At 69.4% G+C, this 14,522-nt stretch carries 6 protein-coding genes and 1 tRNA gene; 2 read left to right on the top strand and 5 right to left on the bottom strand.

Annotation, left to right across the window (positions count from 1 at the left end; genetic code table 11):
• Nucleotides 1-52: 52 nt before the first annotated feature.
• Nucleotides 53-3,007 carry an ATP-binding protein gene (locus tag Cco03nite_RS16485; protein WP_203692978.1) on the bottom strand — a complete coding sequence of 985 codons (2,955 nt, stop codon included), beginning with the start codon at nucleotides 3,005-3,007 and terminating at the stop codon, nucleotides 53-55.
• 117 nt (nucleotides 3,008-3,124) lie between these two features.
• Nucleotides 3,125-3,793, bottom strand: a complete 669-nt coding sequence (locus Cco03nite_RS16480) for a zinc metalloprotease (protein WP_203692977.1) — start codon at nucleotides 3,791-3,793, stop codon at nucleotides 3,125-3,127.
• A gap of 207 nt (nucleotides 3,794-4,000) precedes the next feature.
• Between Cco03nite_RS16480 and Cco03nite_RS16475 the strand changes: the two genes are divergently transcribed.
• A complete protein-coding gene (locus tag Cco03nite_RS16475; RefSeq protein ID WP_203692976.1) occupies nucleotides 4,001-6,730 on the top strand; it encodes an AfsR/SARP family transcriptional regulator in 2,730 nt (909 codons plus the stop codon).
• Nucleotides 6,731-6,809: 79 nt separating this feature from the next.
• Here the strand turns inward: Cco03nite_RS16475 and Cco03nite_RS16470 are convergent.
• Nucleotides 6,810-6,882 (bottom strand) — tRNA-OTHER (locus tag Cco03nite_RS16470).
• Between the two features lie 18 nt (nucleotides 6,883-6,900).
• On the opposite strand from Cco03nite_RS16470, the gene Cco03nite_RS16465 reads away from it, so the two are divergent.
• Entirely contained in the window at nucleotides 6,901-7,428 is a 528-nt protein-coding gene (locus Cco03nite_RS16465) for a DUF4259 domain-containing protein (protein ID WP_203692975.1), read from the top strand.
• A gap of 298 nt (nucleotides 7,429-7,726) precedes the next feature.
• Here Cco03nite_RS16465 and Cco03nite_RS16460 read toward each other — a convergent pair whose 3' ends face one another.
• A complete protein-coding gene (locus Cco03nite_RS16460) occupies nucleotides 7,727-8,206 on the bottom strand; it encodes a hypothetical protein (RefSeq protein ID WP_203692974.1) in 480 nt (159 codons plus the stop codon).
• Nucleotides 8,200-14,463: an RHS repeat-associated core domain-containing protein gene (locus Cco03nite_RS16455; RefSeq protein ID WP_203692973.1), complete on the bottom strand. Its 6,264-nt coding sequence runs from the start codon at nucleotides 14,461-14,463 to the stop codon at nucleotides 8,200-8,202. The genes Cco03nite_RS16460 and Cco03nite_RS16455 overlap by 7 nt, the downstream gene beginning before the upstream one ends.
• Between the last annotated feature and the right edge of the window lie 59 nt (nucleotides 14,464-14,522).

Raw genomic sequence — 14,522 nt, 5'->3', positions numbered from 1 at the left:
GCCATGCTCGGGGAACCGGAAGACCGTAGCTATCCGGCGGACACGTCAATTTTCATGACGGGTCTTCGAGGGAGTCCTCTTCTGCGAACACCCCGGCCTCCACCGCCTTGACCGCGAGCGCGGTCCGGGAGGTCACCTTCAACTTGCGCATCGCCGCACGCAGCTGCTGATCCACCGTGGCCGGCGACTTGGCCAGGACCCGGCTGATCTCCCGATTGGTCTTGCCTGCGACGACCAGTTGGACCACGTCGAGCTCCCTGGGCGAGAGCTGGTCGCCGTACCCCCGCCGGCCGCCGCGCCACAACCGCGGAACCTCCGCGCCGTGTTCGCGAAGCCGCTGCGCGACCCGGTCCGCGTCGCCGCGGGCGCCGAGCCTGAACAGCTGCTCGTACTGCGCGGCCAGCAGCTCTCGACCCTGTTCGAGCCGGCCTTGCGCGATGAACGCCTCGGCTTGGCGCTCGCGGGCGAGCATGGCGTCATAGGGGCGCGGCAACGCGCTCCAGGCGCGTGCCGCCCGCTCGTATGCCGTCGCCGCGCGGGCATGGTCTCCGGCGGCGGCGGCCAGCAGGGCACGGCATACGGCGAGGGCCGCGCGAGGCGCAGGAGCCGAACAGCCGCGCAGCCCTCTGGCGAACTGGTCGCCCAGGCGGGTCGCGGCCGTCAGGTCGCCCGCCGCGAGGTGCGCCTCGATCCGGGCGGGAACGAGGTCCGTCGCCCAGACCCAGATGCCCTTTCTCCGTACGGTGTCCATCGGCTCGTTCGTGATCTGCAACGCCCGGCCGCTGTTCCCGTCCGCCAGCCACAGCCTGGCCAGCGCGGCGGCGGCCTCCATCGTGTCGTCGGCCGCGCCGAGACGGGCAGACTCCTCCAGGACCAGCCGGAACTGCTCCTCCGCGGCGCGCCGCCGCCCGGCCGCGGCCGCCAGCCGGGCCGCGAGGCGGACGCTGCCGAGGTAGTGCGCCGGCCGGTCCCGGTCGACGTCGACGAGTGCCGCGCTCAGCTCCGCGAGACCCTCCCACCGGCCGGTGAGCCACGCCAGGTTGGCCTGTTCGAGTCCGACGTTGTGCTGCAACCGCGACGCCTGCTCGGCCTCGGCGAGGCGCATGGCCACGGCGAGGTGTTCCTCCGCGTCGGCGTACCGTCCCCAGATCAGTGCGCCGGTCCCGACATTCGTGTGGATGCGGGCCACGTCGAGACGCTCCGCCGAGGTCGCGCCGTCGACGGGCAGGCCGGCGACGACGTCCCAGGCCTCCTCCTCACCGAGCATGAGCAACGCCGCCGCCCGGTTGCCGGCCAGGTTCAGCCGCTCCGCGGGAGAGTCGAACGCGGCGGTGAGCTCGGCGGCGCGATCCAGCCAACGCCGATGGGTCGACGCCGGCCACGGCCCCGCATAGGCCCATCCCAGATAGGTCATCGCCCGAGCCGCCTCGACCGGGTCGTGGTCGAGGTTGGCCACCGCCTGCTCCAGCTCGCTGAGGGCGGCCTGCGCCTCACCCCCGGTGATCAGCAGCCGGCCCAGGGGGTTGCGGATCTCGGCCTGCTCACGGGCGGAGAGACCCGGGGTCTCCAGCACCGACCGCAAGGTACGGATCACGCGGTGGTAGACCTCGTCGACCGGTTCACGACGACCCAGTGCGGCGACTCCGGCGATGCGCGCGACCCGTGCCCGATCCGCCGGCGGCAACACCGCCCACGACAGCAGATCGACCAGCAAGCCGACCGCCTTGGTGTGGTCACCCGAGGCCATCGCCAGCTCGGCACCCCGCTCGGCGTACCGCGCCCAGGACTGCGTCTCCCGCGCCTCACGGAAGTGGTGGGCAAGGCGTGCGACAGGCGGCGGATGGATCTCCTCCAAGGCCCGGCCGGCCAGCAGGTGGAACTGTCTGCGGTCGGTCAGCGGGATCGCCTCGTAGACAGCCGTGGCGGCCAGCACGTGCCGGAATCGCCACTGGCCGCGGTCGTCGCCGTCCAGGACGCCCGCGGTGGCCGCCTCCCCGATCGCGTCTCGACACGCAGCCGGCGACAGACCGGCGGTCGCCGCGATCGTGGCCACCGACGACCGCTCAGCCAACGTGGCCGCGGCTCGCAGCACCTGCTGCGCCGGAGGCGACAGCCGGCCCACCCGCTCCCGGGTGGAGTCGCGCACCGTCGGCGGCACCCGAAGCTCGCGCAGCTTCAGCCGGACCCACTGCCCGGCGCGGAAGACGAGGTCGGCGCGGTCGCACATGAGGCGAACCGACTCCTCCAGCGCCAGCGGAACGCCACCGGTCCGCTCGTGCAGGAACGTCGCGAACTCCTGTGACAGCGGGTTGCCGTCCAGCATCGAGGACACCAGCGCCGCCGTGTCGTCGGGCCGCATCGGCGCCAGGGCGATCCGCAGCTGGGTCACGCCGGCGGGCAACCGGGACGTCAGCCGCAGCAGCAGCGACCCGACGTCCACCTCCTCCGGCCGGTAGGAGATCACGAGGCTCGGCCCGCCCGACTGCTGCCGGGAGGTGACGAACAGCAGGAACTCCAAGGTCACCTCGTCGGCCCAGTGGGCGTCCTCCAGCACGAGGACATCGACACGCAGCGCCCGCAGCAGCTCGTCCAAGGCGCGGAACAGGCGATGCCGGGCCGCCTTCGCGTCGTCCAACGGCGGCAGTGCGGGCGGCAGGTCCGACGACCACTCAGGGAACAGGGGCCGCAACGCGCCCGCGAGCTCGGTGAGCCGCAATCGCGACACCGGGCCGTCGATCCCACGGAACGCGTCGACGATCGGCCCCAACGTCAGCGACTCGCGAAGCGGTGGGCACACCGAGACCAGAGCGGTGCGCTGGTCCGGCGCGGCCGACCACTCTCGCAGCAGCCGGCTCTTCCCGATCCCCGCCTCGCCCTCCACCAGCACGATCGCCGGTGGCCGGGCCAAGGCGCCCCGAAGCGTCGCCATCTCACGATCACGACCCACGAAACGTGGTGTGGAAACCGTCGGTGAAGTCCCGTCGTTCTCGGGCGAGGGGTCGAGCATGGGTGATGATCTCGCTTTTCGAGGCACGCGCACAAGTGCCGTCGCGGCGGCTCGGGTTCTTGCCGACAGGCCAGGTCGGCCGGTGACGTCATCGACGTCACCGGCCGACCGGAGATCTTAGTAGTAACGCTCGAGCAGGTTGTAGTCGTCGGCGTCCGGGTACTTGGTGCTGGTCCGGGACGAGTAGAGGCAGCTCTCGGTGCCGGTGTTGTGGCCGAGGCCGAGGACATGGCCCAGCTCGTGGCAGGCCGTGTTCCACTTCTGCGCCTCGGTGCCCCCGTAGTAGTCGTTGAGCTTCACCGAGGCGCTGGCGTAGTAGGTGTTCGCGGCGTTGAAGGTGCGTGAGGTGCTTCCCGTCCAGCCGGTGGCGCCGTAGTTGGAACTGTAGACGTGGACGCAGTGCGCCGGCGCGCCGTCGCAGCCCGAACTGGCCGGGCGGTAGATGGAGTCGATGCCGGAGGTTTCGTTCCACTCCGTCACGGCGCGTCCGACAGGCCAGCTCGCGCCGGAGTGGTCGACGAAGTCGATCACCGGGCGGACCGCGCCGTTGTACGACCACCGGACGAAACAGGTCGCCGAGCTGGGCCAGGTGCGGGCCGAGCCGGACGAACAGGCCGCGACCGCGGCCACGACGTCACCACTGGCCTGCTCGCCGGAGAGCACCGCGACGTGGGAAGCGCCCTTGGCCCGCAGGTTGTTCGCGAGGAGGGCACCGGTGAAGCCGGGAGCGACCTGGTAGATCGTCTCGGTGAGCGTGCCGTCGGCGGCACGCTCGACAGTGACCACACGCTCGTTGGAAGGCGCCGGCGCCGCGTGCGCCGGGACCGCGGCGATCGCCGTCACGGTCGCGGCGGCTGCCGTCAACGCCAGGGAAATACGCCGTTTGCTGCCCGTTAGCACATGCACTCCCATTTCCTCGGGGGTTGTCTGTTGCGTGGTTATAGTGGTCGCTTGCACTGCACCAAAGCTGTACGAAACATGGAAGGCGGTCGTGTGCTGCTGATTCGCTCGCTCGGTCCACTGGAGATCGTCGAATGTGGACGGGCGCGCGCTGTCGGCACGCCGCGAATCCGGCAGGTGCTGGCCATTCTGCTGGCCCGGCGAGGTGGGCTCGCCAGCGTCGATCAGCTGATCGACGAGCTGTGGCCGGACCACCCGCCGTCGAATCCACGGACGCTCGTGCACGGCTGTGTGTCGCGTCTGCGCCGCGAGCTCGGGGACGCGGCGCCAAAACTGATGACACGCAAGCCGGGGTACGTGCTGCAGCTGGGCAGAGACGAGTGGGACGTCACGCTCTTCGAACAGTCGGTCCGCGATGCCCGCGCGGCACGCGCACAGGGCGACCTGCACGAGGCGACGAAGCTCTACGCCGAGGCGCAACGGCAGTGGCCGGGCGAGCCCTTCGCCGACGTTCCACCCGCGCCCACGGTTTCCGCTCTCGCCACCAGCCTGATCGAGCTGCGTCTCGCGGCGCTGGAGGAATGGTTCGAGGCACGGCTGTCGGCCGGATCCGATCCGGAGCTCACCGCCGACCTCAGCCACTACGCGATCCAGCATCCGCTGCGAGAGGGTCTGGTCGCGCAGCTGATGCGGGCCCTACACCACGCAGGCCGCCAAGCCGAGGCGTTGTCCGCCTTCCAGGCCACACGCGAGCTGCTGCTCAGCGAACTGGGCGTGGACCCGGGAGAACGCCTGCAGGCCGCGCATCAAGAGGTGCTGCGCCTGCCTGGCGCCCAGCAGGCGGTCTTCCGGGTGCCCGCGCAGTTGCCGATGACCGTGCCGGGATTCGTCGGCCGACAGCGTGAACTGGCCGTGCTGGACCAGGCCGCCGGTGCCGCGGTGGTGACCGGACCAGCGGGGGTCGGCAAGTCCGCCCTCGCGATCCACTGGGCGAGACTCGCAGCGGACCGATTCCCCGATGGGCAGCTCTTCGTCAACCTACGCGGCTTCGATCCCCACCCGTCGACCGTGGACCCGGGTGAGGTGCTGTCGGCCTTCCTCGAGGCGCTCGGCCATCCGGCAGACCGGGTGCCGCCGGGCATGCAGGCCCGCGCGGCGCTTTACCGCAGCGTGCTCGCGGGCCGCAAGGTACTCGTGGTGCTCGACAACGCACGTGACGCCGAGCAGGTACGGCCGCTGCTTCCGGGAACTCCCGGCAGTTTCGCGCTGATCAGCAGCCGCGATCCGCTCGCCGGGCTCGTCGCCGTGGAAGGGGCTACGGCGGTGCCGCTGGACGTGCTGGCCGAACCGGAAGCGCTGGATCTGCTCGCGGGAAGGCTGGGCACGCTCACCGATGCGGAGGCAGCCGCGCGGATAGCCCGCCGCTGCGCCGGGTTGCCGCTAGCACTGGCCGTGGTGGCGGCACGGCTTTCCATCGCGCCGGGGCTGACACTGGCTGCGCTGGCATCGACGCTGGAAGACGACGTCCTCGGAACCCTGAACGCGCATGATCCGAAAGCCGACGTGCGATCGGTGTTCTCGTGGTCGCTCCGAGCGGTCAGCGAGCAGGCCGTGCACCTGTTCCGGCTGTTGGGCCTGCACCCTGGCCCGGAAGTCGGGCCGGCCGCGGTCGCCAGCCTGGCCGGTCTGGGCGAGGCGGAGGTGCAGCCGTTGCTGCATGAGCTGGCCCGCGCACAGCTCTTGACCGAGCAGGAGCCGCGGCGGTTCGGCACGCACGACCTGCTGCGGGCCTACGCCAAGGAGCTCTCACCGCCGGTGGGCACCGCGGAGGCCCGCGTCGCGCTGCGACGGCTCCTCGATCATTACGTCCATACCGCGCACACGGCCGCGGGACTGCTCGATCCCAACCGGGATCCGCTCCGCCTGGCGCCGATGTCGCCCGGAGTGACCGTCGAACGGCTGACCACCAGGGATGCGGCGATGGGGTGGTTCGAACGTGAGCGGGCCGCCCTCGCCGCCGTCACCGAGGTCAGCGGCTTCGACGAGCACGTCTGGCGGGTCGCCTGGTGCATGAGCACGTTCCTGCGCCGCCGTGGTTACGGACGCGACTGGCTGACCACCCAGACCCGGGCACTCGAGGCGGCGCGGAGATCCGCCAGTGCCGACGGGCAGGCGAACTCGGCCTTCCACCTCGCCATGGCGCACTTCCGGCACGGCGAGCCGGAAGAAGCAGACGCGGCGCTCGAGGTGGCGGTCGCGCAGTTCACGCTGCTGGACGATCACAACGGGCTGGCAAGCACCTACCACCTGCGGTGTCTGCGAAGCGAGAGCGCCGGTGACTTCGAGGCCGCGTTGGCGTACGCGCAAAAGGGGTTGCATCACTATGAACTGGCCGGTCACCTCGCCGGGCAGGGCCGGGCGCTGGGCGCGATGGGTTGGTACGAGGCCAGACTCGGCCGGCTCGAATCCGGCCGCGAACACTGTGCGGCGGCGCTGAAGCTGGCGGAGACGTCGGGCGATCTCATGGGACAGGCCAACTGCCACGACAGCCTCGGGCTCATCAGCCACCTCGGCGGCGCCCTGGTCTCAGCGACGGAGAGCTATCTGCGATCAGTCGAGCTCTACCGCGCCATCGGCGACCGCTACAACCTGATCGAACCGCTGACGGGCCTCGGCGACACCTGGCGCGCCCTCGGACGTGCCGACGATGCCGTGCGGGCATGGCACGAAGCGTTCGAGATGGCGTGTGAACTCGGCCACCCGGCCGCGGCGGGCCTCTCCGAACGACTTGTCGGCACCGGCGGCGCTCGACCCTCGCCATGACTCACCGTACCGAGCTGGGGTGTGGCGGGCCTGGCCGACGAGCAGTGGTCCTGACACGCTCGGTGTCAGGGTTCTGCAATGGTGACCGGCGGGGATCGAACCCGCGGCCTCGCACGAGCAGTGCGCGCTCTACCACCTGAGCTACAGCCACCGAGGGCAGTCAACCTACCATGTCGCTGCTCGTGGCGTTACGGTGCTCGATCAACCATCGGGTCAGGGCCGGAAGGGGCTGTGTGGGGACTTGGGGAACGGGCGTCTTCGCCAGCGACTACGCACAGGATTACCTCGATGAGCTGGCCGAGCTGCCGGAACAGCAGAGGCTCGCCGAGCTGACGCGCACGCTTGGAATCGCGGCCGAGGAACCGGCGTCGATGCGGGACCAAGGTCTGTTCGGGGCCATCGTCCTGGCCGCGGTCGGTGTGGTCGCCGCCAGCCTGCCCTTGGGCAGCGACCTGTTGCCTGATGAAGAGAACGAGTTCGAACCGCAGGGCTGGCCGCTGTCGCAGTCTGCCCCTGTCCCGCTCGTTGCGCTTGCCCGTCGGGCACTGGCCGTAGTGGGAGCACCGGGCAGTGAATGGCGGAACGGTTGGGTCAGCGAGTCGGACGGCATCGAGGCTGGGCGCACGGTCCAGTGGCTCGACCGGGTCCTGACCGGGGAGCACAAGCACGACGGCGTCACGGGAGGGACGGACCAGTGACCTCCTTCGCGTGAATGCGGTCCTGGTGTCTTCTCCGGTATCGCCCACTGTCGACGACACCGGATCCGCGCGCTTTGCCGCCGGCTGGAAGCGCTCGCAGCGAGTCAGACTCAGCGGGTTCGCCGGCTTTTCGCTGATTGCCGGACTGACAGCGATGGCACAGAGGCCGCCATGTGAGGAACTCACATGGCGGCCTCTGTGCTCGTCCGCCGCACACCAGGACCGCTGGTCACTGCCGCCGCCGAACCTTACCGACGGATTCTCGTGACGGCGCGGCGCGAGGATCCCGGCAGCCGGCTCAGCCCTCGCAGCCCACCGAGATCAGGATGATCTCCAGCTCGCCGCTGCGGAAGCGGGCGAGGTCCCGCTCCGACAGGTCCGCCTGGAGGGGATTCAGTTGCTGCAGCAGCGTCAGCCCGCAGTGCGGCCAGTCAGCGGGCAGCGCGGAGTCCGCCAGGATCTGGTCGAAGTCGGTCTTCGTCTGCTGATCGGGCGGCCTCGGCGTCAGGGTGATGCCCGGAGCACGCACAAGCGTGAACGGATCACCCGCCGGTCCGACGTAGTACCGGGCCACCGCGAAGTCACTGTCCGTCAGCTCCTTCGTCATGGTGTAGCCGTCCACCTCGATCTCGTCAAGGTAGGAGGCCGCCGTCCGCTGGGCACTCGACGAGTACTGCACGAACGGCCACAGCACCGTGTAGCCGACCCACAGCATCAGCGCGGCCGCGACCGAAACGGCGGCGATCAGCCACGGTGGCTTGCGCGTCCGACTCAACAATTGATCACTCCGTCCCCGCAGAGCCACTGGTCGGCCGTGGGCCACCAGGTCTTGACGCCGTTCATATAGGCCTGGGCGCTGTCACCCATCGACTTTCCCTGTGCACCGTACTTCTCCGCGTAGGTGCCGCTGCCGATCGGGTCGACGAATTCCATGCCGACGTTGTAGCCGACCGCCGCGATCTCCTCCCGGGTGAACGCAGCCCCGGTGCCCGTCGGCTTCGCCGGCACCTTTGCCAGCAGGTCCTTCAGCCGGTACGCGGCGGCGCGGATGGACAGCTTCTCGTCGTTGATGGAAGTCTTCCACATTCCGTACGGCCCCATGCCGCCGCTGACGGAGTTGTTGAGCGGCTTGCCCGTCTTCGGGTTCTGCCCGAACTCTGTCGGATGGTTGTTGACGGTCTCCTCGAACGTGCCCATCTGCATGTTGGCCATACCGACCGAGACACTGCCGATGGCCGCCGGGATGAACCGGTCCCACCAGGCCATGGTCTCATCGTTGGAGCGGTCGTCGGCGCTCTCGATGATCAGCACGGTGAGCAGCAGCCGCGGATCGATCTCGGCCTCCCACGCGGCCCGAACGATCTCCCGCAGCCACTCCTGGACGCCCTCCTTGTTGTGGCCCGCCGGCTTGCAGGAATGCTGACCCGCCGCCACCCACGAACCAGTGGCGCACTCCTTCGTGTTGTTCCAGTTGGGGCCCATACTGAATTTTCGCGGTTGTCTGGTCGGCTGGTAGCCGGCGGCGGTGCCGCAGTCACCCTCGTCGAGACACGGTTTCGTGCCCGAGGGGTCGGGCATCACCAGGGGGTTGCCGTTGCCGTAGCCGTAGGCGCTCCACTGCTGCGGATCCTTGAGATCCATGATCGGGTCGACGCTGGTGAACCGGCCGATGGCCGGGTCGTATTCGCGGGCGCCCAGGTGAGTCAGTCCGGTGCCGTCCTTCGTGCCGCCTACGAAGCCCTTCTGGTCGGGCCACGAGGCCGGCGGCGTGCTGCCACGGTCGGCGCCGTACGGCGTGGTGCGCCGCCAGCTGATCGACCCCGTGACCGCGTTGATCACACAGGATGCGGTTCCGTTGCCGTCGGCGGCCTGGAAGTTGACGGCACCCGTGCCGTTACGCACCGCCACCGTCTTGCCACCGAAGGCGTAGAAACGCGTACCGGTGACCGCCCCGGCACCGGCCTGCGCGAGCTCCATGCCCGGCAGGTAGAGCGTGGTGGTGCCACCGGCCTCCTTGCGGGCGATCCGGTTGCCGTCGGCGTCGTAGATGTACGTCGTGGTCTGGCCGCCGGCCGGGGTGCTGGTGGCCAGGTGGCCCTCGGCGTCCCAGGTCAGTGTCTGGTGCCCCGACTCGCCACCGACGGCGCAGACGCTGTCGGTGGTGGAGTTGGGCCGGCACACGGTGTTGCCGGTGGCGTCGTACCGGTAGCGGAAGGTCTTCGACCCGGCAGGGCCGGTCTCCTCGATCGCGTTGACGGTGTGCGGCTGGTTGTAGCCCTCGCCAGGTGCGGGGTACTGGTACGTGCGCTCGGTCGGCGCACCGCCGGTGATCGAGTGGATCGTCTCGGTCTTGCGGTTGCCCACCTCGTCGAAGGTCCAGCTGTGGTGGTACGGCGCCGGACCGCCGACTCCCGTCTCGGTGACACCGTCCGCACACGTCTTGGTCGCGCTGTCGGTGGCCCACGCCTCGGTCAAGCGGCGCAGGTGGTCGTAGGCGAAGCACTGGATGTCCCGGGTGCCGCCGACGGGCGTGTCGGCGATGGACAGGATGTTGCCCGTGTCGTCGTACGAGTACTGGACGTTCATGTCGTCGACGGAGACGCCCTGGCGCTTGACCGTCGACTTCACCATCCGGTTCGTGCCTCGCTCGTACTCCCAGCCGAGCCAGGCCTTCTTGCCCGTGCCGCCGGTGAACAGCTCGGCCTGCAGCAGGTTGCCGACGTTGCCGTAGACGCTGGCGGTGACGTAGCTGCTCGCTCCGTCGAGCCGGCTCGGCCGACGAAGGCTGTCGTAGGTGGTGGTCACCGCCTCCGCCGGCAGGCCGCCCGCCTCGGGCGTGCCGTTGGACTGCACCGTGCCGTCGATGTTGTACGCCGTGGTGAAGTCGTAGCTCTTGCCGAGCTGCGAGCCGACGCCGCCGGAGGGGAAGGAGTAGCGGGTCTTGGTGGGCCGGTTGAGCGCGTCGCGGGTCAGATGGATCATGTAGTAGTTCTGGCCGTCCACGATGCGCTGGCTGTAGTAGAGCTGCCCCTTGGCCACGGTGTCGTAGACCCACGCCGCGATCTTGGTGCCGCTGTCGAGGTCGCCCTGCCAGGTCTCGATCTTACGGCCGATCTTGTCGTATCGCATCGACAGCTTGTTGCCGCGCTCGTCGATCGAGTAACTGAGCTGGCCGAGCGCATCGTATTCGTACCTGCTGTCACCGGAGTCCGGGTCCTCGACCCAGGTCTTCAGCCCGCGCTGGTTGTAGTGGTAGCGCCAGACGTTGCCCAGCGGATCGGTCACCGTCTCCAGCGACCCGCCGTGGTTGTACGTGTAACGGGTCACGTCGGCCGGCCCGCTCGGACCGGACCCGTGGTACTGATGCAGCTCGGTCATCTGGCCGAGCGCGTTCGTGACGGTCGTGGTGGGCACCCCGCCCGACGGCGGGTCCACGTTCGTGCGGTCGCCCTGGTAGGTCATCGTGGTGGTCCACCGGGCGTCACCTGCCACGGAGAACGTCTCGGCGACCGGACGGCCCGCGCCGTCGTAGGTGATGGTGGTCTGCCCGTTGACCGCGCCCTCCGGCGTCACCAGCGGCAGATCGCCGGCGGTGCCGACGGCCAGGTACGCCGCATTGGTCTTGTACGCCTGGCCGAGGCCGTTGTGGAACGTGTCGGTGAGCAGCCAGCCGCCCGGTCCCGGCCGCTGGCTCTGCCGGGGTCGGAGCATGCCGTCCATCAGCTCGTAGCTCATCGAGTAGGTGCCGTCGCTGTTCAGCTCACCGGTGCCGACCACGGAAGGGCGGTCGTTGCGCACCAGGTACGTGTACTTGCGGCTGGGCGTGGCCCCCTGGCTCCGGTTACGGTCGGGCATCCAGACGTCGGTCAGCCGGCCGAACGAGTCGTACGCCATCTCGGTGCGCCGGTTGTTGTTGTCGATCGCCACCGTCGGCACCGCGAAGGCGGCATCGTAGGTGGTGGTCGTCGTGAAGGTCTTCGGGTCGGTGACCTTCACCTGGGTCGTGAGGCCGCGGGTCTCGGTGTACTCGGTGAGGGTCTCGTAGTCCAGCGCGTTGCGCACCGCCAGGGCGCGACCGTACGCGTCGACCGAAGTCGTCTCCGACACCCGCAGGTATCGGATCTGCGCGCCGTCGTAGCGGTCCAGGCTCTCGCTGCGCGTCGCCGTGCCGTACTGCGGCCCGGCGTTCCACGCCTGCAGGTCGTAGCTGGTGCGCTCGTCGGCCAGCAGATCGGTGTCGAGGTCGAAGGGGTCGGCACACTTCGCCGACACGGTCTGGGTGTGGGAGACGAAGGTACGCATGTTCAGGTCCGGGTTGTCGACGTACCAGGTGCGCACGCACTTGTCGTCGTCAGGCTCGGCCACGTCCCCGAGGTCGTCGACGGACACCACGCGGCCCCACGTCGGGTCCAGTTCCGTCACCGTCTTGTGTTCGCGCCACACCGGGTCGCCCTGGGCGCCGTCCGGCATGGCCGTCAGCTCGCGCACCACGTCGGTGCGGACCATCGTCGCGGTCCGCGTACCCCATGTCTCGGTCTGGGTGTGGGTCACCTTGCGCCACGGCTGGTTGATCGTCTTCGACACGACGTCGGCGCCGTTGTAGACCACGGTCTCGAACTCATGGCCCGCGAACTCGTCATGGTCGGTGTAGCCGGTGCCGGTCGAGTCCGTCCGCGTCACCACCGGGGAGGAGCCGTCCGCCTTCTTCCCGCCGGAGAGTCCGCGCAGGAAGAAATGGTCGGTCCGGCCCGGCATCGACTGGCCGTCACCTGCCCGGACGATCACCTGGGCGTAACCACGCCAGTCCGACCAGGTCAGGTCCTCAGCCTTGGTGATCCCGTCGGGCATCGACTTGCGCCACGCCGCGTCGCCGACGTACTCGTACGAGGTGACCATGTCGTCATTGCCGCCGACCAGGTCATCCTGCACCACGTTGTCCACGACGTACTTGTGGAACCAGTCGGTGATCTCGTCGTCGTCGCCACCGCCGAGCGGGTTCCACATCACCGGATAGCACCGCCGGGTGGAGTTCCCCGGCGTGGGCAGATCGTTCTTCGAGCAGTCCGGGGTCTTGTAGTTGATGCTCAGCTGCATGCCGGTGTCGGTCTTGACGGTCGACAGCCGGTAGCGGATCAGGGGTCCGATGAAGTCGTCGTCGCGATCGATGCGGTTGGGCAGCTGGATGCCGTCCAGCTCCACCGCGGGGGCCGTCTGCGTGACACCACCGCCGTGCGACGAATGGACGATCCGCTTGAGCCACAGCGTACGGGAGTTGTCGTCGTTGGCCTTGAACTCGTGTTCCAGCGCCCATGAGCTGACGGGAAGCCAGTCGGTCGCCCCCCGAATCTCGCTCTGGATCTTGATAAGCCGACGGCGGGTGAAGAACGTAGCCGAGAGCTGCGACGCCTCGCAGTGGGTGGACGCAGGGCAGATGCGGTCTTCGGGCACGTCCGGCCACGAGGCCGCGGTGGCGTCGGTCAGATCCTGCGGATCGCAGTCGACCGAGCCGCCAGGAATGCACCGCTCCACGGTCGTGAACACCACACGGGCCGGCGCGAACGTACTGTAGACCTGCCCGTCACGCTGCCCGTAGTCGACATGCGCCAGGTAGCCCCCGCGGTGGTACGCGGCGCCGTTCACGTCGGTCCGGCCGCCACGGGCGTAGTGATTCGTCTCCCGGTCGTAGAAATACGAGATCACATTGCCGCGCGGGTCGACGACGTAGTCGAGGTTCCAGCGCCACCCCTGGTCGCAGTACGAGTCGGCGAACCCCGAGGTCTTGTGGCAAGGCTCGTTCGCGTCGTCGCCGTAGACCGGCACCGTCCAGACCGACTCGGTCTCCTCCATGTTCGCCGACCAGCCCGGCAGCCGGTTCTTGCCGAAGTAGTACTGCATGCCGTCGGTCGTGGTGACCCGCCAGTGCTCCCCGTCGCCGTCGCCGTTGACGGCGCCGGTCAGCCGCTGCACCTTGGAGCCGTCGTCGGGCGAGAGCCGGTAGTTGTCGTCATCGACCTTCACCAGGGTGCCGGAGTGGCCGGACAGCATGAGCGTGCCGTTGTGGAACGCCCAGCACTGGTCACTCACCTCGTCGTGGCCGTCGTCGGCACACGACTTATACCGGCGCTCGATGTATCCCGGCTCGTAGGTGAAGCCCTCACCGATCCAGGAACCCTGGTTGTTCGTCGCCGCCGTCCGGCCGTCAACCGCCTGCGACGAGTAGGACAACGCCACCTGCGGACCGAGGCCGCTCGGCGTGACCGGCGTCTTTACGGGATAGTTCCAGCTGAAGCCGCCCGTCGCCAGCGCCGTGTTCCAGGACGAGGACGGCGCCAGCTTCGTCGCCTTGTAGTCGCCCTGCGACGAGGAGTCGCCGGCGGACAGCGCGAACACCTGCGCGGCCGCCGCCGCGCCGTCCAGCTGCACATCGACCGAGACTGCGGCCGAGCGGGCGTCGTTCAGCGAAGGCAGCGGCGTCACCGTCCGGCACTCCGGCCGTTGCGGCGTCGTGAGCGCGCATGCGGGCAGGCGCACAAGCCGCAGCCGGGCAGCCCAGTCGCCGCCGATCGCATGCGCGAAGTCCGCATAACCGATCGAGACGCCGAGCCGGGCGGAAGCAGCCGCACCGTCCGACCGGCGCATCGAGAACACGGGGCCGTCGAGGCCGAGCCCGCGCGACACCGCACGGTCATACACCCGCATGGCCGCCGACCGCGCCGGCACCTCCTGCGCGCGCTGCGCCGCGGTCCCGGTCGCCGCGACCCGCGCCTCCGCCAGCCCGACCGCAAGGCCGCCGACCGTCGTCCGGCTGCCACGAGACGTCGACACGACGACCGTTGCCTCGCCGCCACTTGGCCAAGCGACGGCATCTGGACGTTTCAGCACACGATCCGCGGTGGGGTCCGCCCTGGGCTTCTCGGGTTTCAGCGGCACGCTGCGTGCTGCCGCTCGCTGCGACTGTGCCGCCGGCCGGTCCGCCGCCGTGGCGGCCTGTGGCGTGCCCGCCACGACCGAACCCGTCAGCAGCAACATCACCATGAGGGCCGACTGTCGCCGTCTGGCCGATGATCGGAATGCTGATGACGTTTGATCCGATA

Source organism: Catellatospora coxensis (genome assembly GCF_016862635.1).
GTDB classification, from domain to species: Bacteria; Actinomycetota; Actinomycetes; order Mycobacteriales; family Micromonosporaceae; genus Catellatospora; species Catellatospora coxensis.
Note: the sequence above shows the minus strand (reverse complement) of the source record. Positions and strands in the feature narration are given on the sequence as shown.